This is a genomic window from Kocuria sp. TGY1127_2 (assembly GCF_013394385.1).
In the GTDB taxonomy this organism is placed as follows: domain Bacteria; phylum Actinomycetota; class Actinomycetes; order Actinomycetales; family Micrococcaceae; genus Rothia.
The window spans coordinates 34,623-57,189 of the sequence record NZ_AP022834.1 but is presented as its reverse complement, the minus strand read 5'-3'; the positions used below and the strand labels follow the sequence as shown (position 1 = coordinate 57,189).

Genomic DNA, 22,567 nt, shown 5'->3' with positions numbered 1-22,567 from the left:
CCCTGGGGGACACGATGGTTATCGGAATCACAGAGGTCACCGTATCAGCAGGCAACCCCAGCGCAGCAAAGCGTTAAGTCCGCCGCTCCCCTGTTACCCAACGCCGCGTGAGGCATCGTGTACCTAGTCGAGCACACACACGCAAGTCCACGGACAAGTCACCGGCAAGCTCGGAACCTACCCGGGACATGGTGTACATGCACGGCTGTACCGTGGGCCACCGCCGCCTTACGCGCCGCATCAATCAGTAGCTACAACAGGCCTGCGTCTATTTCGGAATGTTCCTCCCGCGGCCCGTTGGAAAAATTCCTGCACCTGCTGGATGGACGGCCCTTGATCGGTGGCCATATTTGCTGGCATTTCGATTTTCGTTGTGTTTCCGCAGTAAGGTCTCAAGGACTTTATCCGTTTCAGCGTTAGCCGTTCATTTGACGCCAACGCAATACCCTCGCCCTCAATCTCGCCGCCGTTATTGCCTTACGAGCTTTGCCATGAGGTGCATTATCCGTTCCTGATTTATCAACCCGCACAGGGCGAGGGGTGACGGGCAACCAGTTCCAACCGATTGCCCGGACAATGCTCTTCGAGCAATTGATACTTCTGATACTTCTCGTCAGGTGTGCGGGGCCCTCACGTTGACTCATATCGGTCGTATTGCCCTGGGGGACGTCTCGATTGCAGGTGCCCAGACACCCTCTGAGACGAGTGGGAAGAGTTCGGTGGCATCGCAGAAGAAGACCCGCGGCACCCGCCGTGCCTGATCGGGCCACCGTCCTGACACGACCTTGATGTCAAACAAGATGTGCGCCCAGGTCGCATCGGCATCCGCTCTACAACCCCGTTTGTCGGGAAAGCACTTATGGAGGAGTAGGTGGGCTGCACCCGATGTGCATATCGCACGAATGTTCAAAATCGTTGAGACCTGCTGAACACGGCCACTAGCTTGAGAAAACCGTTACAGACGGTGGACCAGTCTTTGACAATTGGAGGATAAACGCATCATGGTCACAATGCACTACGAGAAGAAAATCTCGATCGCGCCGGAAACCGACGTACTGGTGGTCGGCAGTGGACCTTCTGGGTTGGCGGCAGCAATAGCCGCGGGAAGATCTGGCAACAGCACCCGAATCGTGGAACAGTACGGCTTTCTAGGCGGGAACCTGACGGCGGGGATGGTGAACCCGTGCATGACATCATTCTCTCTGGACGGCTCTGTCCAACTGGTACGGGGGATCTTCGACGAGTTCATTACGCGACTAGAACAACAGGGTGCGGCTGTGCACCCTTCCAAGACTAAGTCAGGGACGCCATACGCTGGGTTCATGAAGTTCGGCCACGAGGCCGTCACACCATTCGACCCGGAGGCCGCCAAACTCGAGGCCCTGGATATGTGCCAAGAGGCCGGCGTCGACATCGTGCTTCACAGCTTTGTTGTCGACACCGTTGTCGAGCATGAGAACGTCAAGGGAGTCATCGTCGGGAACAAAGACGGCCTGACGTTCTTCCCGGCCAAAATCACCATCGACTGCAGCGGGGACGGTGACGTCGTCGCGCATGGTGGTGGAAAGTTCGACCTCGGACGCACCGAGGACGGACTGACTCAGCCGATGACAGTGTTCTTCCGCATAGCAGATGTAGACGACGAGTCCGTAGAAGAGTACAAACGGCAAAATCCCGATGAGCACTTCCCCTACCAGCACTTGGTGGAACAGGCACAGGCAGAGGGCACCTATGATCTTCCCCGCCGCGGAGTCCAGCTATTCAAAACCATGCAGCCCGGTGTCTGGAGTATCAACACAACGCGAGTCTTGGGCAAGGACGGCACGAAATCGGCAGATCTCACCGCTGCAGAAATCATCACACGCCACCAGATCCCCGAACTCATGCGGTTCTTTCACGACCGGCTTCCCGGCCTGGAACGGGCACGCGTCACCGAGACCGCCGCAACCGTAGGCGTGCGCGAGTCGCGGCGAATCACCGGGCAGTACACGTTGACCCTAAGCGATCTGGTCGAAGGGCGACATTTCAACGACGTCATCGCCGTTGCCGGATATCCCGCGGACATCCACAGCCCTTCAAGCACGCAGGGCCCCTTCGACGATGAGTTGCCGGCCACCGCAAATATCTACGAGATCCCCTATAGCTCCCTTGTCCCCATCTCGCTGACTGGTGTGATCGCCGCCGGTCGGTGCATATCGGCAACACACGAGGCTCTGGCGGCTGTGCGCGTCATGCCACCGGCCTTTGCGATCGGCCAGGCCGCCGGCGAGGCCGCCGGATTGGCAATCGACCATGGTGTCAATCCGGTCGAGGTAGACGTCACAGAATTGCAGCGTCGGCTCACTGAGGAGGGCGCTTACCTCGGACCCAGCTACAAGGTGCCGATGGAGGCGTGACATGAAAGTTGACAAGACAGACACCTCACGATCGATGCGCAATCGCGTCGTAGCTGCCAGTGTGATCGGAACTGCGTTGGAGTGGTACGACTTCTTGCTATTCGGAACCGCGGCGGCCGTAGTATTTGGCCACGTATTCTTTCCATCGGGCGATCCGGCCGCCGGGGTGCTCCAGTCGTTGGCGACTTTTGCGGTCGGCTTTTTCGCCCGGCCATTTGGCGGGATAATCTTCAGCCACCTCGGCGACAAGGTCGGGCGCAAGCCCGTGCTTACCGCAACGGTGATCCTCATGGGTGCAGCCTCCACGCTCATGGGCCTCATTCCCTCCTATGCCACAATCGGAGTGGCAGCGCCGATCCTCTTGGTCATCCTCCGCGTCCTTCAGGGTCTGGGCGCCGGAGCCGAGCTCGCCGGCGCCTCCCTGATGGCCGCAGAATATGCACCCAAGTCGCGGCGAGGCTTCTTCACGGCATTGCCGAATGCAGGCAACGGGCTGGGAGCTGCCGGCGCGGCGATCGTACTGACTCCGTTCACCTTTCTACCGCAGGAGGCGTTCCTGGCGTGGGGCTGGCGGGTTCCATTCTTGCTCAGTAGTCTGCTCGTCGTAGTCGGTCTGTACTTCCGAGCCAAGCTCACGGAGACCCCGGCCTACGTGCACAACGTGGAGGAACAGGAATCACAGGCCAGAGCGCCCATTGTAGAAGTGTTCAAGAGGGAACCGAAGACCGTGATTCGGGGATTGCTGTTGAGCATTGGGCCAAACGTGGCCACCTACGTGCCAAGCGTCTATCTGCTGACCTACATCACGGACAACCTAGGGCTCGCCGCCTCCATAGGGACAATCGGACTGCTCATTGCCAATGTCATCAAACTCGCGACAATACCGCTGGCTGGCTATCTGTCCGACAGATTCGGCAGACAAAGAATCTTCATCGCGGGCGCAACCCTGACGATCCTGGCTGCCTTCCCGATGTTCTGGCTACTCGACACCAAAAATACGATCGCGATCTGGTTCGCCATAGTTTTGGTGCTGACCTTTGCTCTGGACCTCATGCTGGGCTCGCAGCAGTCCATGTTGGCGGAGATGTTTCAGACGAACGTCCGGTACACGGGAATGGCGTTCAGTCGCGAAGTCGCATCCGCTGCGATCGGCGGTACGTTGCCCTTTATCTTCGCCTGGCTCAGTAACCTGACATCCGGCACCTGGGCTTTGTCAGTGGTCATGATCGTACTGTGTGTCATAGCAATCGCCGGGGTCGTCGGTACACCCGATCGACGTGACATGGACTTTGTCGACCCCCAGAAGTACAAGGCGGATGGAGCACTTGAGACTAGCTGAACTAGCTCCAACAATGGCTAGTAAGACCCCTGGATGTGGGATTGCTTTTCACCCAGGAACACTCAAAGATCGATGACGAAGTGGGTGGAAACACCACGTGACACTTTCCCAGACCGGTGACAATTGGGACCCGTATCTCCACGACAAGCGGGCCAAAGCCCTCGAAGTCGCATCGCGGTATTACGCCCAGGGACAAACAATGCAGGCGATAGCGCGGGCTCTTGGTATGTCGCGTTCAACGGTCTCCCGACTGCTCAGCTGGGCTAAAGAGGTCGGACTCATCGAAGTCCGAGTCCGTCCAGGACGATCCAATGACTTGGTCATCGAGAATAGGCTAAAGGACGAATACGGCTTAGAAAGCTGTACGGTGGTTCCCACTGGATCGTCAGACGTGGGCGAAAGCCTTGAGGCGGTTGCTCTGCGCGGTGCGCATCTCGTTCATGAGCTGCTGGAGTCCGACATGGTCATGGCTATTTCTTGGGGCACCATGATCGATTCGGTGAGCAGATGCCTGACCCCCAAATCGACCGTCAATTGCCAAGTCGTTCAACTCAACGGATTCGGCAACTCCATCACCAGCGGGATCCACTACTCCAATCTGATCATGGAAAGGTTCGGTACTGCTTTCAACGCGTACGTCCAACAGTTCCCTGTGCCGCTTTTCTTCGACTCGCCCGTGACGCGTGACGCGCTGTTTTCCGAACGCAGCATTGCACGAATCCGGCGCCTGCAACAGACGGCGGACCTTGTCCTTTTCAACGTCGGCACGCTAGACGACAACCTGCCCAACGGCCCCTATCTGGCCGGCTACTACGTCGGCACGGACGACTCTCGAGAACTCGAATCCGAGCAATGTGTCGGTGAGATCTCGGCAACGTACTTCCGAAAGGACGGATCGTCGCATGACATTGAATTCAACCGCAGAACAAGCGGTCCCGACCTGGAGGGCCTCCGGTCCAGTCGCTACCGCGTATGCGTGACCTGTGGGGCCAGGAAGGTGACAGCCCTGTACGGTGCGTTGAACGGAGGCCTTATAACGCATCTGGTCACCGACGTTACAACGGCGCAGCAACTGATCGACCAAGCGAAGCCCTCAGCGCGGTAGCAGGCCTATTGTCGGTAACGATCTTGTCGATTGGGTTGATGTCGTGAGCGGCGAACCACTCCCGTGCCCTATGTGTAGGACAGACCAAGTCCGTGGTGAGGATTGGCCTAGTAGGGCATACGTGCGGTCGGCTAGCGAATCCGATGAGCCGAGCCAAAGCCAAGCACGTTCGCAGTTTTAAAACTCCATCAAATAGAAGCAGAAGAATGATCGGTCAGCCGAGGCCGTGCGGCCCCTCCGTAACGTGCGGCCGTTTTATCAACCAGTGTTGAGCCCCCCTTTCTGCCAATCCACGCAGACAGACCTACCTTGCACTGCTACGATCGTGGTCACCAGAACGAACATCCGCGGGCTAATGCCCTTGCCAGCCCCTTCTGCCGCATCGAGGCGGCCACCGAGAGCTCCTTCTCCAGCTCGATCTTCTGTCGCCCTCCGCCCAGCGTTTGCGCGCCGACGCCGATTTCCACGGGAACAATGGCGCCTGTGCGAGCAGGCTCGATCATCGGCATCACAGATCCTGCTGATACTCCGGGGTGAAACTCAGACGCTTCCTCATCACACTTGTCATCGTTGCACTCGCCTAACAACAGCAGTAGCCACTACCTAAATTCGGTGTCCACTCAACGATGGTAGGGCCAAGCCGAATTCGTTCTTTATGGTGTTTAACGTCTGCGACGTTGCAGGGAAAGCAACGATTGCAGATCGCTGGAGGCCTGCTTGCATTGTGCAATCAGTGTGGAATCGACGACCAGATCGCCTCGCGTGGCAACAGAAATGGCGCCGAGCGGGTCGTCTTTCACCAGCACAGGAACCGCCAGAGCCGAGACCGCTTCATCATATTCCCCATGAGTCGAGCAATACCCGACCCTCGCGATCTTTCGAAACTCTTGCTCGAGCTGTAATGGAACGGTTGTAGTTGTAGCGGTGAACTTGGCCATCGGCCGACCCGTGACAAACCTGGCCCGTGCCTTCTCGGGCAACTGTGCGTAGTAGACCTTAGAAATCGCCCCGGCGTGAGCGGGGAACAACTCTCCTCCCATCGGGTACCCCCGCAGTGCGCCTTCCTTACCGTCGCAAGCGACGAGGGAGCGCATGTGGGCATGATCAGGCACAGCAAACGTCGCTACTAACCCCGTGGTTGCGGCCAGATCGATGATGATGGGTTCAGCGAACCTCTTGAGAGAACTTGCCCGATTCCAGGCCTTGGTGAGCTGGAGTACGGCTGTTCCCAGGTAGTAACGCCTGGTCTGGTCGTCACGACGCAGGAATTGGAGCTCGCACAGTGTGTTAACGGCACGCTGCGCTGTCGATGTGCTGCAACCGAGACGTCTGGCGAGTTCCGAAACCCCCAGACTGTCACGTTCTGCATCGAAGGCCAGCAAGGCATCCAAAGCATGTGCCGCTCCGTGAACACGTTCCACCATGATCTTTTATCCCTCTCTCCGGGAAACTCTGGCATGGCCAGTGTTGCCCAGATCATACTTTTGTTCAAGAACTAAAGAACCGCAGACAAAGGTGGATCCGTGAAGTGGCAACGCGTGAGGGATGAGACCCCGGTAACCCATCGATACGCATATTTCGATACGGCAGCCGCTGCACCGCCTGTCAGAAGTGCCGTACAAGCAATGACCGACTACCTCGCCAAGACGGTGGACTCAGGTCCGTACCTGCCGTCACTGCGAGCAGAGATTTACCGAAAAATCGAAGACATACGGGGCAAAACCGCACGGTTTATCGGCGCAGAACCAGAGGAAATCGCCTTCACCCGCAACGGTACGGAATCGATTTCCTTGATAGGCCGAGGGATTGTGTGGAGGGCAGGCGATGAGCTGATCCTGCCCGATACTGAGATGCTCAGCAACGTTGCCATCTGGCGCCAGTTGGAGTCGGAAATAGGCATTCGAATCGTTACCGTCAGGGCAGATGAACACGGTCTGATCGATCCCACGTCGGTTGCAAACGCCATCTCCGAACGCACCAGGCTTATCAGTTTTGTGTCCCTGTCCAACGTGACTGGAGCTGTGCAACCAGTTGCCCAGATATGTCAGGTGGCCCGAAAAGCTGGAGTTCTCACTCACGTGGATGCGGCGCAATCTTTGGGAATGATCCCCACCGACATCAACCAAATCGGTTGTGATTTCCTCTCGGCGTGCACCAGGAAGGGCCTTCGGTCCGTCGAAGGGTCCGGCATCTTATACGTCAGGCAAGAACATATTTCGAATCTCTCTCCCGTACTGGCTGGCTGGTGGAACGCTTCAATAGGCGAGGACGGCGGAATCGGATTCCCGGACACCGCTCGCCGTTTCGAGGCAGGATCCCCCAACGTGCCTGTCATCCTGGCCCTCGAAAAGGCCATTGACTACGCAGAGAACATCGGTGTCGCGGACATCGAGGCACACGTGCGGGAACTGACCGAATATGCCGTGACGAAAATTCGATCCATCGACGGGGCATCTGTTTATGGGCCCCCGGATTCCACCCATCGCTTGGGCATCATTCCATTCAACGTTGCTGGAATCGACCCGGCTGAACTGGTAGCCGCCCTCGCGGAACAGGGCATCATCATCGAGTCTGGGCACTTCATGGCCACGCCGATTCTGAAGGCTTATGGGATCGAAACGATGGCGCGAGCATCCTTGCATTACTTCAATTCCCAGACCGAGATCGACCGCATGACCTCGATTATCAAATCATTTCTCGAGAAGGAACGAGGTAGGCACTGATGGTAAATGCAATGTTAATGAGCAGCTCTAAGAAAGACGACTTGGGCTACCTCGAACATGCCTCCAGCCAGCTAAGAACCCTGCTGGGTAGCGGACCAAGAGATGTCCTCTATATTCCGTATGCGGCGATTACCCCGACCTACGACGAATACGAAGCACTTGCTGCCGAACCGTTCTCACGGCTTGGCTACACCATTCGCTCTATTCATCACGAACCGGATCCTCTCCGCGCAGTAGCTGAAGCGGGGGCAATCGCGGTGGCCGGCGGTAATACCTTTGCCTTGCTGAATCGTCTCTATCACGGAGGTCTCGTCGACCCAATCCGTCGCCGAGTAATGGACGAGGGCATCCCATACGTCGGTTGGAGCGCGGGAACAAATGTAGCTACGGCGAGCATCCGAACGTCCAATGACATGCCGATCGTGCAACCGCCCTCCTTCGTGGGCCTGGGCTTAGTTCCCTTCCAGATCAATCCTCATTTCGTATCCGGCAAACCGGCCGGTCACAACGGTGAAAGCCGTGAAGAACGGCTGACCGAGTTCGTAACCCTGAACTGTAATGAGGAAGTCCTGGCCTTATACGAAGGTTGCGCCCTCCACGTCCAGGGGGATACCGGAACTATTCTCGGTGACCGCGACGGGCTTGTGTTCAGCAACAACGTCCAGCCCAGAACGATCGCTGCCGGGGAAATGTTTAGTCTTGGCGAAATCAAGGGGAAGAAATGAGCATTAAAGAAGTTTCAGAAGTCATCAACCTCATCGACAGCCCGAGCCTTAGCGGAGCAGAGGCGAAAAAACTCTTGGACTCTGCTAACGCCAAAGGGTGCACCATATCGGTTGATTCCATCCCCTACGATGATCCGAATCTGCCATTCAAGTGCGACTTCATCAAAGTCGTTATTCCGGGAAACAACGGTAAAACCCATGGCGGGAAACAACGAACACTGGGCATCATCGGTCGTTTGGGAGCCCAGCAAGCTCAGCCTGAGCGCATAGGCATGGTCTCCGACTCCGACGGATCCATTGTCGCCTTGGCGCTTGCGCTGAAGCTCCTTCGCATGCACGAGGCCGGAGCCATCCTTCAGGGTGACGTCATTATCACCACTCACGTCGCCACGCATGTGTCGATCAAGGAACACAAGCCGGTAGATTTCATGGGCTCGCCCATCAGCTCCGCGAAAATGAACGATCACGAGGTCGACAAGACCATGGACGCGATCCTTTCCGTGGACACCTCCAAAGGCAACAAAATCATCAATCACCGCGGGATTGCCATCTCTGCGACGGCGAAGCAAGGCTACATTCTGCCGGTCGCCCCCGATCTGGTGAGCATCCTGGAGAACGCGACAGGAGAACCCGCATTCACTTTCCCCGTATCGCTCCAGGACATCACTCCCTATGAGAACGGGTTCTACCACTTCAACTCGATCATGCAGCCACACGTTGCGACAGTTGCCCCGGTCATTGGACTCGCGCTGACAGCCAAGGCCGCAGTTCCCGGAAGCGTGACGGGAGCAAGCTATCCGGACGCGATTCTGGACGCGGTTCGATTCGGACTCGAAACCGCAGTTCAGTTCACGTGGGGCCGTGCTGAGTTCTACGATTCTTCCGAATTTGAAAACCTCCAAACGCAGTACGGGTCGTTGAAGCAATTCCAAACCTCAGGCAAGAAATAGCCCCGGAAACAGGAGTGAGCGACGTGGCTGAGAACAAGGTTGCCCCGGAAGGCAACGAAACGCGGCACCCCGGAGCCTTCGAGCCCGTGGTGCTTATACCCACGATTATTCTGAGTGTTCTTGGCGCCATCGTTGGGTTGAACCTGATTACTACACTGGGAATCTCCGCAAATACCAGCATCATCGGCGCAGTGATCGCCATGCTGTTGGGGAGGATTTCCTTCTTCGGGTTATCCAAGCTCCGCAGTGAAAATCGACAGAACCTGGTGCAATCGGCGGTTTCGGCCTCGACGTTCGCGGCAGCAAACGGTCTTTTGGCGCCCATCGCTATTCCATTCGCACTGGGGATGCCTGAGCTCGTTTGGCCCATGCTGCTCGGAGCCTCGATAGGTGTACTGGTAGACGTCTTTGTCCTTTTCAAGGTCTACGGGTCGAAGCTTTTTCCGGCATCCAACGCTTGGCCGCCAGGAACCGCTGCGGCCGAGACCATTAAGGCGGGCTCACGCGGAGGCAGACGCGCGCTTATCCTCGCCGCTGGCACCGCGGTAGGTATCGGAGGGTCATTCCTTTCTCTGCCCATGTCCGCTGCAGGTGTGGCCCTTATCGGCAATATGTGGTCCCTGACGATGTTCGGAATCGGCCTGCTGATTGCCCAGTACGCACCTACCCTGTTCCAAGTGGATCTGACGGCGCTGTACATACCGCACGGGCTGATGATCGGGGCCGGCATCGTCGCTCTGTTTCAGGTGCTGTGGATCATCTTTGGCTCGCGAAGCAAGTCGGCGCAAAAGCGCGAGGCAGAAGTCTCAAAAGCTGCCAAGACGGATCCGTCCATGAAGTACACGGTGAATCCCCAACAGTTAGCTCGAGCTTTTGGGTTTGGGTACTTGGCGTTCGTGGCGGGAGCGGTAATTCTCACCGGCTTCGCAGGCGTCCTAGAAGGACTGCCGTGGTGGGAAATTCTGGGTCTGGTTCTGTTTGCCGGTTTGGCCGCAATCATCCACGAACTGATCGTGGGTTTGGCCGCAATGCACGCGGGCTGGTTCCCGGCTTTTGCGGTTACGCTGATCTTCCTGGTTATTGGCTTGTTGATTCACATTCCAGCCGCGCCCCTGGTCTTGTTGGTGGCCTATTGTTCAGCGACCGGACCGGCCTTTGCTGATATGGGTTATGACTACAAGGCCGGGTGGATCCTGCGGAGAGAACATCGTCCGTACACTGCATTCGAAATGGACGGCCGCAAGCAACAGCTGCAAGCGTCTGTGGTAGCAATCCTGATCTCCATCGGCATCGTCGCAATTTCGTGGGACAACTTGTTGAACAGCGGCGCCATCCCGCCGACCTCCCAAGTCTTCGCCGACACCATCACAGCTGGTGTCAGTGACCCGTCCATTGGCAAGACAATGGCCCTGTGGGCCATACCGGGAGCGATCATTCAGCTCGTGGGCGGCCCTCAGCGACAGCTGGGCGTATTGTTCGCAACGGGTTTGCTGGTGGCCTCGCCAAACGCTGGATGGCTGGTCCTCATCGGGTTGCTTGCGCGAAAGCTCTGGACCAAATGGCGCGGTGAAGAAGGTGAACGAGAGGTCGGTCTGGTTGGCGCTGGACTGATTGCTGGTGACTCGCTGTTCAACCTCGGCAAGATCATTCGGATTTGATGTCTCACTGACGATGCGATGTAGGCTCCGACGTCAAAATTCATGCCGAAATCATTTCGTAGCACCATACCGGTATAGCCATTATTGCTACCGAGAATGCCGCGAATCATGGGGACGCTCAAGATGGTGTCGTCCACGCGATGGGTGCCACCACTAGTTGGTGACAGGATCCGGTGAACCGCGGGTTACCGGTTTACCTGTCCCCTGGTTTGTGCATCGGACCATCAACCGCCGATGGATTGCTAGAAGTTGTGAGCCACCAGTGACCACGACACGACGTCGTTAGTTTCCACGTCATCCCCCTCCAGGAAGAGCCGCGAGATCGACGCCTGAAGGAGCTGGATCGCAGGCACAACCGATGAACGGTGGTCACTGTATGAACCGATGGTGCCGGTGAATATTTGCGCAGCTGTCTGAGGCCATTCAGTGCCATAGAGGATCAGTAACCCCTTAAGTTTCGGCCTCGGCGCACTCTTTACCTTCAGCGTTTCAGGCCTCGGTCAGCGCGGCCATCGTGTCCTGCTTCCCCTCTGGAAGCCGAGTCTCCACAATCGCGACACGGCAACGACCTCACGCGTCGCCAAGTTGCACTCGTCAGCCTTCGAACAACACGAAAGCGAACCCACCGAGACCGAAGATAGAGGTAGCGCCCGCGAGGACGGCCAAGGAACATCCGCTCTGCTGAAGGGCAGCCTGAGAACCAGTGAGGGACCGATGAACCCCGCGGTATCGATGAATCGTCCCCAACCAGGAGAACGTCAGCAATGCGAGGCTGATAGTGCCCAGCACCACGATCGGTGCTCCAAGGACCGGCATAGCCAAGCGAGTACCGCCGGCAATTACAACGGCCAGCGCCAAGCATGTTCGCTGCCAAGCGAGTAGGGTACGCTCCGGCTGCAGCCCCGGATCGAAGAGCGCATTAGGCTCGTTCACAGAAGGAGCCCTACGAGGATTCCGAGAATGCCGAGGATGACTCCTGAAGTCAGAAGCGCACCCGCCCCCAACCCTGTTAAGGGCCGTCGCTCCCGCAGGGCTCGTTCCGTGCGTGCCCATCGTACGAAAGATAAACACGCAGCAAGTAGACCAAGTAGGACGAGGATCAGCGAAGCGATCTGGCGCAAGTCGGGATGGATCGGCAAGTCCAGAGCCTCCAGGGCGACGCCCGCGGCCACGAGAGCGAGAGAAGTGCGAATCCATGCAAGGAAGGTACGTTCATTGGCAAGGCTGAATCGTGCGTCGGGCTCAGTCCCACGGTTATAAACCTTGCGGGGGAACCGGCTTTGAACCATGCGAACTCCTCCTTGAGCTTGTTCGTCCTAGGCGCGTCGGACACGCTCAGGTCCGACGGACTCGGCCTCGATTTCGACGTTCTTCGGGTCCCAGCGCGCCACCAGCACAGTTACGAAGATGATCAGCGGAACAGCCGCGAGGATGAGCATCGTCTGAGACAGGCCCACCGCGGCTATTACCAGCGGGAACACGTAGAAGCCCACGATGGACCCCAAACGGCTGCAAGCCTCGGCCCATCCGGTGCCCGTGCCACGCAGATCGGTAGGGTACGACAGCGTCGCCATCGTCTTGCCCTGCGATCCCGGGCCGAAGGAGTGGCCGAAAATAAACGCCCCCACGAGAGTCGCAGCAAGGTACGGTGTGGATTCCAACTCGACCAGGCCGACCGCGATCAGCGCGACGACGCAGATCGCGCTGCCGACCAACGTGAGCATGCGCCCGCCGAATCGATGTGTAAGGAACGGCTGGATACCGCCGCCTAAAAGACCGAACAAGTTCAGCAGAATGGTGCCGGTTACGATGGAAATGACGTCCAGCCCGAAGATCAACCCTACGATCACGGGCAGATAAAATCCGACAGCAAAGTATTGGACCGCTTGGAAGCCGCTGACCACCGCGACGACAAGGGATCGGACACGGTATCTGCGCTCGAAGATGCGACTGATACGAGTATCGGCTTCCTTCTCCACTTCACCCTCTTCGACCACGAATTCTGTGGATGGGAAGTTCTTATGGAGGATCTTCACGGCCTCTTCCATGCCCAGGTTGTGGGCCGCCCACATAGGGCTCTCGTCAGCGAAAAGGAAGCGTAGGGCCAAGACAATCAAGGCCGGGACAGCGCCGAATCCCACGGCCCAGCGCCACATGTGTTCCTCCAGACCAAGGAACACCAGTGGCAGTACCAGGGCCGCGGAGGTGATCGTCGCCGCGTACCACATGGGCTGCCAGAGGTTGACGAACTTGCCCTTATCTTTGTTGCGAGTGAACTCCGCAACCAGGCTCAGCGCTGCAGGCATGTCCAGGCCTACCCCTAGGCCCAGCAGGAAGCGCCAAATGATCAACACCTCGATGGAAGGAGACAACGCAGCGCCGATCGCCGCGACCACGAAAAGTATCAGGTCGAGGATCAGCAGCTTATAGCGACCAAGCTTGTCGACGAGGTATCCGCCGAAGATTGCGCCCAGGAGAGCGCCGACCGCCATCGCTGAGGTGGTGGTTCCCACCTGGAACGGGGTGGGGCTAAGCTCCGCCTTCATCGAATCCAAGCCGATCGCGAGAGACGTGAAGTCGTAGGCGTCGATGAAGATAGAGCCCAGGGCGATCAGAGCGATGACCTTTCCTCGGGAGCTGCCGGTGGGGTGGTTGTTGACAAAAGTGATCACATCACGCTTGGTGCGCAGGGCTACTGTGTTCATGATGGCCTCATTCTTGGGAAGGGAGCGGTCAGCGTGCGATCGAGATCGATTGCTGCTCGGTGAACTCGTCATATCCGGCCATGCCGCCCTCGCGGCCAATTCCGGAGGCGCCGAAGCCACCGAAGGGGACTTCCGGTGTGTTCGGGGCACCATTGTTGATACCGACGATGCCGATCCGCAGGCGCTCGGCGAGATTCTGTGCCGCGGCGAGGTCCCGGCCGCATACGTAGCCGGCCAGTCCAACGCCCCACCCGTTGATTTCCTCGACGACAGCGGACTCATCGTCGTAGGTGACCAGTGCGATCACGGGGCCGAAGATCTCCTGCTCATACAGCTCGGTGCCACGGGCGTCCTCAACGAGAGCGGCGGCCATGAATGCACCGTTATCGGGACCCGTCTGGCCGCGCACCACACGTCTTCCGCTCTGCTCAGCCTGTTCTACGAGATCGGTCAGACGCGTGACCGCGTCCTGGTCAATGAGCGGGCCGAAGTCGGCCTCGGCATCGGTCTGGGCCCCAGGCCGTGTGGCCTCGATGCGCGCCGCAAGGACTGTCCGGAAATCTTCGGCCAAAGTCGAGGGCACGAACACGGTGTTCGCCGCGATGCAGGATTCGCCGTTGTTTCGCAGCTTCGCGATCAGCAGGTGTTCGACGGCGTCGGCCACGTCGGCGTCTTCGCGCACGATAAAGGGGGCTCGACCGCCCAGTTCGAGGCAGACCCGAGTTAAGCTACGCCCCGCACGCTCAGCGATGATTTTTCCAATGGGAGTAGACCCGGTGAAGGTCACCGCAGCCACGCGCGGGTCGTCGATCAACGCATTCGAAATCTCAAGGCCATCACCAATGACCTGGCCGATGACGCCGACAGGGAGGTGACGCTCGCAGATGCGCACCAACGCGTCAGAAGAGACTGGAGTGCGTTCACTGGGCTTGAGGACTGTTGGGCAACCAGCGGCGATCGAGGCCGCGATCTTACGGGCGGGGATTGACAGCGGGAAGTTCCAGGTGCCGATCGCGGCGACGACTCCCACAGGATGGCGGCGCACACGGAAGCGACGAAGCGGCGTGACGCGGCCGGCCTCCTCCTCAGCGATCGCGGGAGCCTCAGCGAACCAGTCGAAGTACTTCGCGGAGAATTCGACCTCGGCGGTGGCTTCGGCAAGGAGCTTGCCCGATTCGGCGGCGATCACGGGCGCAATCTTGGCGGCCTTGGAACGCAGGTCCGCGGCAATGGCGCGCAGAGCAGCGGCGCGGGTCCTGGCCGGGGCGGAGGACCAGTCGGCGAAGGCATCGGCGGCCACGCCCACTGCATGGTCGACGTCTGCGGCGCTGGCCCAGCCGACGCTCCCGAGGGCAGCGCCGGTAGCGGGGTCGATCACGTCATGGGCGATGCCCTCGAGGGTTTGGCAGCCGATGCGGGCTGCGGGGGTGCAAGTAGTACTCATCAAAAACTCCGTTCTTCGGAGTGAACCTGGAATCGGTTCACGGCTTCGGCGTCGATATCACCGACGAGACCGAGCGCGGTGGGAGCGAGGGCATTGCCGTCGCGAAGGGGAAAACCGCCGGTGACGAGGTCGTCACGTAGTGGGTTGGCGCGCACGTCGAGCTCGATCCATCCGGCGTGGCCAACGGCAGTGGCGAGTGTCAGGGAGGCGCGCAGACCGATGGCGCCGGAGTACCAGTGCGGGCTCAGCCCGCAACCAGTGCCGTCGAGTCGCTCGTCCAGTCGTAGTAGGACGGTCAGCCCGCCTGATTTGGCGACGTCGGGCTGAGCCTGGACAACACCCTCAGTGGTAACGAGACGAACTAAATTCTCCAGTCCATACACGTTCTCGCCGCTGGTCAGCGGCATACCGGTGGTCTCGTGCAGCGTGGCGAGATCCCGGGTGTCGTCTCCAGAGACGGGCTCCTCAAGCCATTCGACGCCCTGCTCTTGCAGCCATTTCGTGTTCGCGATGGCCTCCTCAAGGGTCCACGCCTGATTGGCATCCGCGAAGATACGGATCTCCGGGGCCACCTCGCGAACCGCCGCGATGGTGGCGCGGTCAGTCTCCTGGCCGAAGCCAACCTTGGTCTTGACCGCGGTCAGGCCCAGCTCGAGTGCGCGCTCGGTGAGATCATGGACCTTGGTGGGCCCGACGCCGCTGGCATAGACCGGTACGCTATCGCGGAGCAAGCCGAGCGTCTGTGCGGTGGAGGTACCGGCGAGACGACCTCGTAGGTCCCACAGGGCAATGTCGACGCCGCTGATCGCTTGCCAGATTGGGCCGTGCGCACCCCACTGTCGTCCTACTCCGCCAAGGGCCGCGACGAGGGAATCCAGCAATGAGCCGGGGTCGAGCGCGTCGCGCCCCAGGGCGAGCGGGGCTACCCCCTCGAACAGGGTCGCCAGACGTTCAGTGGCAGCCCAATCGGGGTAGTTGATCCAGCTCTCGCCGATCCCAACCTCGCCACCCGCGTGGACCTCGATCAGGAAGGTACGTCGGGCGTTTAGCTGAGAGAAGGACATCGGCACGTGTTCCTCGAGGGGGTTTTCAAGGACCCGCGCGACGATGCGTTCGATGGGCAGGCTGCTCATCGACTGGCTCCGGATTGTGAGCGGTAGAGCTCTTGGACGGCTCCCGTGTCGCGATCGGCCAACCCCTGCTCCATGGCTCCGGTGTTCACACGGTCAATGATCTCGGCGAGGTGTGTCGGAGCGCCGACAGAGCGGGCAAGATCGATGGCCAGCTTGTTGTCTTTTGCCAGTAGCTCTAGGGCGAAGGCCGGCTCGAAATCACTCGCGATCATCTTCGGGGCAATCTCGCGGAATAGGTTTGAAACGGTCGCGGCGCCAGAGTCAGCAACGGTGGTGACAAAGACTTCGGGATCGACGCCCGCGGCCTCGCAGATGGTGAGCACTTCTGCGGTGATCGCATTGATCGCGCCGAACATGAGGTTGTTGAGGACCTTCACAGCATGGCCGGCACCGACATCGCCCACGCGAACGACCTGTTTGGCGACCGTGCCCTCGAGCACGGAGCGTACCAGTGCGGTCGCAGCCTCGGGCCCACCAGTCGGAAGCGTCCAGCTGCCAATCTTGTCCGGTCGGCCCAACACCGGGGCATCGACGTAGGTGACGTCGTGCTTGGCGAGGATCTCCGCGGCTTCCTTGGCACTGCCTGGGTCGATCGTCGACATATCGGCAACGACGGCTCCCTTAGCCGTGGACAGTGGCCCGCGCGCAGAGGCAAGAACGTGCTCGGGACGCGGTACGGAGATAACGACGAGCTCCGCCCCCTGCAGGGCCTCTTCGGCGGTTTCGAAGACGGTGATGCCTGAAGCGGAGGCAGCCTCTCGAGCGCCCCTGAAGGGGTCGAAGCCCCGAACCTCATGGCCACCGGCGCCGATCGAGCGGGCGATACGGCCTCCCATGGTCCCTAGTCCGATTACAGCGGTCAATGTCATGGCTTGTGCCTTTCGTCGATGTGGTGATGGTCCGCGAGAGCCGCATCATGGAGGCTCTCGCGCAAACGAGTGATATGTTCGCGAGCGACGTTTTCCGCCACTGCGGGGTCGCCACCTTGGATGGCGTCAATGAGAGTGCGGTGCTCGGCGAGGGCTGCATGCATACCGCCACGACGGGCAACGGTGGTCGTCATGGCCACCCTGATCTGTCCTTGCAGTTGTCGCAGGTTCTCCGAGAGTCGGTGGTTGCCGCTGGCGTCGCGGATGCGACGGTGAAATGCGGCGTCGAGCTTCATGTGCTGTTCCACATCGTCGCTCTCGACGGCATTGTGGTGGGCCTGCCAGTTCCGTTCCAGGTCATCGATCAGTGCAGCATCTGCGGTTCGGGTTGCGAGGCGGGCTGCGAGTCCTTCGAGGACCTCGCGCACGTCATAGATGGCGATGAGTTCGTCAAGGCCGATCTCAACGACGACGGCCCCGCGGTGGGAGATGCTCTCCGCAAGACCTTCGTACTCGATGCGAGCAATGGCCTCCCGCACAGGACTTCGACTGATATCAAGTTGCCGAGATATCTCGGGGATGGACAGCCGGCTCCCTGGTGCCAGACGCCGGCTGAGGATCGCGTCGCGGATTACCTTGTAGGCCTGATCCGTGAGGCCATCGCCTCTACTGATGGAACTGGTATCCAATGTGAGCTGAGTCATTGTTGCCCTCCTTGTTGGCCAAATTACATGCAATATGTAATCTTAGCAACAGGTGGGCTGAGGCACCCAGCACACGCGAGGCAAGATGCAGGCGTCTCCGTCAGAGACATGTCCCCTCACTGGGACACTCGGATGAGGTCACTCGATGAGTTGGGTCGCCGCTGAATACGCAGTTCTTGAATTCACATATAGCCCGACCACGTAAAGGCCCGGTCGTCACACGCCAACGGGCACAGTCGTTGACAGGTTGTTTCGCGACACCCGGGTCTCGAAGACCGAACAAGACCTCGATACCCAAAGGGACAGCCTGTCCCAACTCGGTGTTGCCGAAGCGCAGATGTATGTTGACCACGGGTTAGCCGGGGCCAACGGGTCCCGGCCCGATCTGTGGGGATCAATGGCCGCAGTCCGCACCGGGGAGGTCCTAGTAGTCGCCAAACTAGATCGGCTCGCTCGGTCGTTACCGTGTGCCCGGGAAATTGCTCCTGAATTGACGCCCCTGGGCGTGACTCCAAATATTGGACGAAGTGTCCATGACCCGGTCGGCCGGTTGCTGTTCCGAGTGCTTAGCATGGGCGCCGATTCCGAGGCCCACCGGCTAAGCACCCGCGAAGGAATGGCCGCAGCCAATGAAAACGGCCGGTTGGGGGACAAAAAGCCGAAATTTTCTCCGTCTCAGAAGAAACATCTGGTGTCGCTGCATCGCGGTAGGGAGATCACGATCGCAGACATCGCGGAGCGGTTCGGCGCGTCCCGGTCTACGGTTTGCAGAGCAATTCAACGGGCCAGGGCCAGTAGCCCACGTGGACTGCCTGAAGGCAAGGGACAGCTCGCTCAACCCAGATTCGCATGGAGGAAAATCGCGAATGGTTCAAGGTTCATGACTGGCGACCACTTGCCGGGGGTAAGGGGCCATCACGTTATTCAACGAGGCCGTTAGTGTTTTTTCACGATGCTGATACCCACAGTGTCCCGGCTTGCCCGTTTGTCGTGCCGCGTGACCGCCAAGCTGACAAGAGCCAGAACCAGACCCAGCACGGCGAGTCCTATGCCGATCCAACCGGGCGAGAGGTATCCAAAGCCTGCGGCAATCGAAGCGCCACCCAGCGCGGCACCAAGGGCATTGCCGATGTTGAACGCCGAGTGGTTCACCGCCGCACCGAGGAGCGCAGCCTTGCCCGCGATGCGGATCAAACGCGCCTGGATGGACGGAATCAGAATCGACTGGGTGACGCCAATCAGGAACACCGTAATAAAAAGACCGGGCTTGGACGGGGCGAGCAGTGTGTACAGCACCAGCGAAATGATGAACGCGGTGAAGCCGAAGAGCACTGTCTTGGTGAGATTGCGGTCGCTGGCCCAGCCACCGATCATATTGCCGATCGTCATGCCGATGCCCATGACCGCCAGGACCCAAGGGACCACCGACGAAGAGAGGCCCGCGACCTGAGTCGAGACCTCGGTGATGTACGAGTACACCGCGAAAAATCCACCGAACCCGATGGAGCCCACGGCGATCATGATCCAGATACGTATGTTCTTAAAGGCCCGGAGCTCGGATCCCGCTGTGCGCGTGGGGTCCCCTGCGTAACGCGGAAGCGAAAAGAACGCGAGAACAAGTGCAAGGGCGAAAATCGCCGCGACCATCAAATAGGCCGAACGCCAGCCGAAATTCTGGCCGAGCCAGGTCGCGAGGGGAACGCCCACGACGTTCGCGATCGTGAGTCCGGAAAGGGCCAGGGCAATTCCCTTCCCCTGGTTCCCCGGACCCATGATCCGGGCCGCGAGCAGGGAGGCCACCGCAAAGTACGCACCGTGAGGCAGGGCGGCAATGAACCGGAAGGTCGAGAGCAGCCCGAAGGTCGGGGCGAATGCGGACGCCAATGTCCCGACGATGAACAGGCACAAGAGCAGCAACGCCAGTCGCGTATACGAGGCTTTGGCGCCGAGGGCTGCGATTGTCGGGGCTCCTACGACGACGCCTAGCGCGTACATCGTGATGAGCCTGCCTGCCTTGGCGATCTCGGTTTCGGGGGATTGATCGAATTTCGGCAGGAGGTCCCGCGCAATATCAGGAAGGAGACCCATGGAGGCGAATTCGGTGACCCCGATGCCAAAACCGCCGAGAGCGATGGCCAAAAGGGCAATACTCCGACGAGCGGGTGTGAGAGTGGTCAAGGCTGACCTTCCTGGGTGGAGGGGATTCGCTTCGATGACAATCGCCCCATTGCGCGCAGACTAGGCTAGTCCGTCCTGTGCCAGGGTGTCGACCGCGAAGCTTTCCGTTGCTATATGTGACCCGTCGAGTGCTCTCGCCGGCCCCTGGATACGCATCACCAGGACATCGATGGGTTGAGCTATAGCCTAGGTTTGCCAAGTCGACTTAACTCAAGTTGGCAACGGCCCCTAAGCCTTACTCACGATCGCGCACATTCGCCCGGTTGAGTACCGTGCGGATGTGTACCCTCATCATATTTGTCCATGTATGGAGCAGATTTAGTACATCACGACTCCAGGTCATCCGGACCTTTGTGCCGCAGACACTGACGCACGGTCAGCGGCCTTTATTGAACAGCGTAGAGACATGATTGCTTCCGGTCTTGACGGTCTGACTGAAGCCGAAGCCCGTAAGACGGCTCGTGTCTTCGAAAGCGACGCTGCTGGGCCTCGTCAAACATGCCACTTTCGTTGTACGGGTGTGGTTCGAGGAGGCACGTACCCGCGCCAGCCCAGAACGATGAGACCATGAGCAATCTGTCCAAGGCTCAAGGCAAGACAAAGTCGGAACTAATTCGGACTGGGCCGAAGAAGGTCTGTGCCGGGGTCTCTCGGCCCATGAGCCGTCTCCGAATCTGCTGTATTACGGCCTTGACCAGCATGACGGGAACGGCACCAAGCCTCTCCCCGCCCAACATCTTGAGCTCACCCCGACGTCACGCACTTGCTTTACGGTTCAAATAATTTTCACCGGGAATAAGCGGAACTATTATCATGTTGACCTTGGTGATTCGCCTTTGACAGACCATCAGGAGGTCACCATGCAGCTCGGAATCATGACGATCGGGGATGTCACCCAGGACCCCACCAATGGCACCACACCGACCGAAAATGAACGCATCAAAGCGACCGTCGAGATCGCCAAGAAGGCCGACGATATCGGCCTGGACGTTTTCGCGACGGGTCAGCACCACAACCCACCGTTCGTGGCTCCGGGTAACCCTCCCACGCTCATGGCGTATCTCGCCGCCGTAACCAAGAACATCATTCTGTCGACCTCGACCACCCTCATCACCACGATGGATCCGGTTCGTCTGGCGGAGGACTACTCCTACGTCCAGCACCTGTCCGAAGGCCGCGTGGATCTGATGCTCGGTCGCGGCAATACCGGGCCGGTCTACCCGTGGTTCGGTAAGGACATTCGCCAAGGCGTGAACCTTGCGGTGGAAAACTACAACCTGTTGCATCGCCTCTGGAATGAGGACGTCGTGAACTGGCAAGGCAAGTTCCGTACCCCCTTGCAGTCCTTCACCTCGACGCCGCGGCCGTTGGACGGCGTCGCGCCCTTCGTATGGCACGGTTCCATCCGCACCCCGGAGATCGCCGAACAGGCGGCATATTACGGAGACGGCTTCTTCCACAACAACATCTTCTGGAACAAGGAGCACACGGAGCAGATGATCAATCTGTACCGCGAGCGCTACGAACACTACGGTCACGGAAAGGCCGAGCAGGCGATCGTCGGCTTGGGCGGACAGTTCTTCATGCGGCAGAACAGCCAGGACGCATGGCGGGAATTCCGTCCCTACTTCGACAACGCTCCCGTCTACGGGCACGGCCCCACGCTGGAAGAGTTCACGGACCAAACCCCGTTGACGGTCGGCTCTCCTCAAGAAGTCCTTGAAAAGACCCTTTCGTTCCGGGAGTACGCAGGCGATTACCAACGCCAGCTGTTCCTCGTGGACCACGCGGGCCTGCCCCTCAAGACCGTTTTGGAGCAGCTTGACATGTTCGGCGAGCAGGTCCTGCCCGAGCTTCGGAAGGAGTACGCGGCCTCGCACAACCCCGAGGTGCCGGAAGCTCCGGTTCACCCGCGCGTCGCCAAATCTCGGGAGTTTCAGGAAGGAGCAAACCATGCGTAATCCCAAGATCGTCGTGATCACTGCGGGACTGTCCGAACCGTCGTCGACGGCTCTTCTGGGCGAACGCCTCGCGGATTCCACGCTTGCCCGCCTCGACGGTACTGGTCTGACCGCTCAGGTCGAGACCATCAGTCTCCGAGGCTTGGCCCACGGTATCGCTGATTACATAACCATGGGCTTTCCTTCGGGCGAAGTCGGCAGAGCGCTGGACACGGTACGTTCCGCGGATGCGATCATAGCGGTAACACCCACCTTCAAGGCCGGATACACCGGGCTGTTCAAATCCTTCTGGGATCTGACGGACGACGACGATCTTGTGGGAACCCCCACGATCGTCGCCGCTACCGGCGGCACAGCTCGTCACTCGCTCATGATCGAGTCTTCCCTGCGCCCGCTGTTCGCGTACCTTCACGCCGACGTCGTACCGACCGGAGTATTCGCGGCAACGGACGATTTTGGGGCAGACTCCTCGCTTCAGCACCGTATCGATCGGGCAGGCCTCGAGCTGGCTGATCGCATCGCCTGGCAGGCCGGGACCAACCGGGCCGAGAGGGCGCCATCCGTGGAGAAGAAGTCCGAGCCGAAAGCGCCGTCCCTCGCCGGCGGTGGGGGGCTTCCTCCGCTCAGGGTCACCCCTTTCGATCAGCTGTTGAACGGCGAGGCGTGATCCCTCGCCG

At 59.4% G+C, this 22,567-nt stretch carries 20 protein-coding genes and 1 pseudogene; 11 read left to right on the top strand and 10 right to left on the bottom strand.

The annotated features are described in order from the left end of the window. Positions 1-1,001: 1,001 nt before the first annotated feature. The 3 genes from sake_RS00275 to sake_RS00265 all read left to right on the top strand — a co-directional run bounded on the left by sake_RS00275 (position 1,002) and on the right by sake_RS00265 (position 4,840). A complete protein-coding gene (locus sake_RS00275; protein ID WP_178945193.1) occupies positions 1,002-2,396 on the top strand; it encodes an FAD-dependent oxidoreductase in 1,395 nt (464 codons plus the stop codon). Between the two features lies 1 nt (position 2,397). Then, positions 2,398-3,735: an MFS transporter gene (locus sake_RS00270; RefSeq protein ID WP_243155705.1), complete on the top strand. Its 1,338-nt coding sequence runs from the start codon at positions 2,398-2,400 to the stop codon at positions 3,733-3,735. Between the two features lie 97 nt (positions 3,736-3,832). Further along, positions 3,833-4,840: a sugar-binding transcriptional regulator gene (locus tag sake_RS00265; protein WP_178945192.1), complete on the top strand. Its 1,008-nt coding sequence runs from the start codon at positions 3,833-3,835 to the stop codon at positions 4,838-4,840. A gap of 329 nt (positions 4,841-5,169) precedes the next feature. Here sake_RS00265 and sake_RS00260 read toward each other — a convergent pair whose 3' ends face one another. Both sake_RS00260 and sake_RS00255 read right to left on the bottom strand, forming a co-directional pair. Further along, a complete protein-coding gene (locus sake_RS00260) occupies positions 5,170-5,343 on the bottom strand; it encodes a hypothetical protein (RefSeq protein ID WP_165000909.1) in 174 nt (57 codons plus the stop codon). 159 nt (positions 5,344-5,502) lie between these two features. Beyond that, entirely contained in the window at positions 5,503-6,264 is a 762-nt protein-coding gene (locus tag sake_RS00255) for an IclR family transcriptional regulator (protein WP_178945191.1), read from the bottom strand. A gap of 99 nt (positions 6,265-6,363) precedes the next feature. Here sake_RS00255 and sake_RS00250 point away from each other — a divergent pair, with 99 nt between their 5' ends. The 4 genes from sake_RS00250 to sake_RS00235 are packed head-to-tail and all read left to right on the top strand — an operon-like array spanning position 6,364 to position 10,896. After that, on the top strand, positions 6,364-7,563 hold the full coding sequence (locus tag sake_RS00250; RefSeq protein ID WP_129358317.1) for an aminotransferase class V-fold PLP-dependent enzyme: 1,200 nt from the start codon (positions 6,364-6,366) through the stop codon (positions 7,561-7,563). Between the two features lie 17 nt (positions 7,564-7,580). After that, on the top strand, positions 7,581-8,288 hold the full coding sequence (pepE, locus tag sake_RS00245) for a dipeptidase PepE (protein ID WP_197964440.1): 708 nt from the start codon (positions 7,581-7,583) through the stop codon (positions 8,286-8,288). Beyond that, positions 8,285-9,238 carry a DUF1177 domain-containing protein gene (locus tag sake_RS00240; RefSeq protein ID WP_178945190.1) on the top strand — a complete coding sequence of 318 codons (954 nt, stop codon included), beginning with the start codon at positions 8,285-8,287 and terminating at the stop codon, positions 9,236-9,238. Before pepE ends, sake_RS00240 begins: the two co-directional genes overlap by 4 nt. Positions 9,239-9,261: 23 nt before the next feature. Then, positions 9,262-10,896, top strand: a complete 1,635-nt coding sequence (locus tag sake_RS00235) for an OPT/YSL family transporter (protein WP_178945189.1) — start codon at positions 9,262-9,264, stop codon at positions 10,894-10,896. 594 nt (positions 10,897-11,490) lie between these two features. Here the strand turns inward: sake_RS00235 and sake_RS00230 are convergent. The 7 genes from sake_RS00230 to sake_RS00200 are packed head-to-tail and all read right to left on the bottom strand — an operon-like array spanning position 11,491 to position 17,751. Continuing rightward, on the bottom strand, positions 11,491-11,829 hold the full coding sequence (locus sake_RS00230; RefSeq protein ID WP_129358314.1) for a DUF202 domain-containing protein: 339 nt from the start codon (positions 11,827-11,829) through the stop codon (positions 11,491-11,493). Beyond that, complete coding sequence (locus sake_RS00225; RefSeq protein ID WP_129358313.1) at positions 11,826-12,185, bottom strand: YidH family protein; 360 nt, start codon at positions 12,183-12,185, stop codon at positions 11,826-11,828. The genes sake_RS00230 and sake_RS00225 overlap by 4 nt, the downstream gene beginning before the upstream one ends. Positions 12,186-12,212: 27 nt before the next feature. Continuing rightward, entirely contained in the window at positions 12,213-13,601 is a 1,389-nt protein-coding gene (locus tag sake_RS00220; protein WP_178945188.1) for an MFS transporter, read from the bottom strand. Between the two features lie 28 nt (positions 13,602-13,629). Next, entirely contained in the window at positions 13,630-15,045 is a 1,416-nt protein-coding gene (locus tag sake_RS00215; protein ID WP_178945187.1) for an aldehyde dehydrogenase family protein, read from the bottom strand. Then, complete coding sequence (locus tag sake_RS00210) at positions 15,045-16,178, bottom strand: mandelate racemase/muconate lactonizing enzyme family protein (protein ID WP_178945186.1); 1,134 nt, start codon at positions 16,176-16,178, stop codon at positions 15,045-15,047. Before sake_RS00210 ends, sake_RS00215 begins: the two co-directional genes overlap by 1 nt. After that, a complete protein-coding gene (locus tag sake_RS00205) occupies positions 16,175-17,047 on the bottom strand; it encodes an NAD(P)-dependent oxidoreductase (protein WP_129358309.1) in 873 nt (290 codons plus the stop codon). The genes sake_RS00210 and sake_RS00205 overlap by 4 nt, the downstream gene beginning before the upstream one ends. Further along, positions 17,044-17,751 (bottom strand): GntR family transcriptional regulator, encoded by a 708-nt coding sequence (locus tag sake_RS00200; RefSeq protein WP_129358308.1) that lies wholly within the window; start codon positions 17,749-17,751, stop codon positions 17,044-17,046. The genes sake_RS00205 and sake_RS00200 overlap by 4 nt, the downstream gene beginning before the upstream one ends. A 247-nt stretch (positions 17,752-17,998) precedes the next feature. On the opposite strand from sake_RS00200, the gene sake_RS00195 reads away from it, so the two are divergent. Further along, the gene (locus tag sake_RS00195) at positions 17,999-18,691 is read left to right on the top strand and encodes a recombinase family protein (protein WP_178945185.1); all 693 of its coding nucleotides are present in this window, start codon (positions 17,999-18,001) and stop codon (positions 18,689-18,691) included. On the opposite strand, the gene sake_RS00190 is transcribed toward sake_RS00195, so the two are convergent. Continuing rightward, the gene (locus sake_RS00190) at positions 18,688-19,929 is read right to left on the bottom strand and encodes an MFS transporter (RefSeq protein ID WP_178945184.1); all 1,242 of its coding nucleotides are present in this window, start codon (positions 19,927-19,929) and stop codon (positions 18,688-18,690) included. The genes sake_RS00195 and sake_RS00190 overlap by 4 nt on opposite strands. 388 nt (positions 19,930-20,317) lie before the next feature. Between sake_RS00190 and sake_RS13360 the strand changes: the two are divergent. The 3 genes and pseudogenes from sake_RS13360 to sake_RS00175 all read left to right on the top strand — a co-directional run. After that, positions 20,318-20,474: pseudogene (locus sake_RS13360) on the top strand (DUF664 domain-containing protein); the annotation flags it as partial. A gap of 315 nt (positions 20,475-20,789) precedes the next feature. Then, positions 20,790-21,890 (top strand): LLM class flavin-dependent oxidoreductase, encoded by a 1,101-nt coding sequence (locus tag sake_RS00180; protein WP_178945183.1) that lies wholly within the window; start codon positions 20,790-20,792, stop codon positions 21,888-21,890. Then, positions 21,883-22,557 (top strand): CE1759 family FMN reductase, encoded by a 675-nt coding sequence (locus sake_RS00175; RefSeq protein WP_178945182.1) that lies wholly within the window; start codon positions 21,883-21,885, stop codon positions 22,555-22,557. The genes sake_RS00180 and sake_RS00175 overlap by 8 nt, the downstream gene beginning before the upstream one ends. The last annotated feature ends 10 nt before the right edge of the window (positions 22,558-22,567 follow it).

What these genes read in the sequence shown, in the direction of transcription:
- sake_RS00275 (WP_178945193.1), top strand. Translation starts at nt 1,002, where the DNA reads ATGGTCACAATGCACTACGAGAAGAAAATCTCGATCGCGCCGGAAACC.
- sake_RS00270 (WP_243155705.1), top strand. Translation starts at nt 2,398, where the DNA reads ATGAAAGTTGACAAGACAGACACCTCACGATCGATGCGCAATCGCGTC.
- sake_RS00260 (WP_165000909.1), bottom strand. Translation starts at nt 5,343, where the DNA reads ATGATCGAGCCTGCTCGCACAGGCGCCATTGTTCCCGTGGAAATCGGC.
- sake_RS00255 (WP_178945191.1), bottom strand. Translation starts at nt 6,264, where the DNA reads ATGGTGGAACGTGTTCACGGAGCGGCACATGCTTTGGATGCCTTGCTG.
- pepE (WP_197964440.1), top strand. Translation starts at nt 7,581, where the DNA reads ATGAGCAGCTCTAAGAAAGACGACTTGGGCTACCTCGAACATGCCTCC.
- sake_RS00240 (WP_178945190.1), top strand. Translation starts at nt 8,285, where the DNA reads ATGAGCATTAAAGAAGTTTCAGAAGTCATCAACCTCATCGACAGCCCG.
- sake_RS00225 (WP_129358313.1), bottom strand. Translation starts at nt 12,185, where the DNA reads ATGGTTCAAAGCCGGTTCCCCCGCAAGGTTTATAACCGTGGGACTGAG.
- sake_RS00220 (WP_178945188.1), bottom strand. Translation starts at nt 13,601, where the DNA reads ATGAACACAGTAGCCCTGCGCACCAAGCGTGATGTGATCACTTTTGTC.
- sake_RS00215 (WP_178945187.1), bottom strand. Translation starts at nt 15,045, where the DNA reads ATGAGTACTACTTGCACCCCCGCAGCCCGCATCGGCTGCCAAACCCTC.
- sake_RS00210 (WP_178945186.1), bottom strand. Translation starts at nt 16,178, where the DNA reads ATGAGCAGCCTGCCCATCGAACGCATCGTCGCGCGGGTCCTTGAAAAC.
- sake_RS00205 (WP_129358309.1), bottom strand. Translation starts at nt 17,047, where the DNA reads ATGACATTGACCGCTGTAATCGGACTAGGGACCATGGGAGGCCGTATC.
- sake_RS00200 (WP_129358308.1), bottom strand. Translation starts at nt 17,751, where the DNA reads ATGACTCAGCTCACATTGGATACCAGTTCCATCAGTAGAGGCGATGGC.
- sake_RS00180 (WP_178945183.1), top strand. Translation starts at nt 20,790, where the DNA reads ATGCAGCTCGGAATCATGACGATCGGGGATGTCACCCAGGACCCCACC.
- sake_RS00175 (WP_178945182.1), top strand. Translation starts at nt 21,883, where the DNA reads ATGCGTAATCCCAAGATCGTCGTGATCACTGCGGGACTGTCCGAACCG.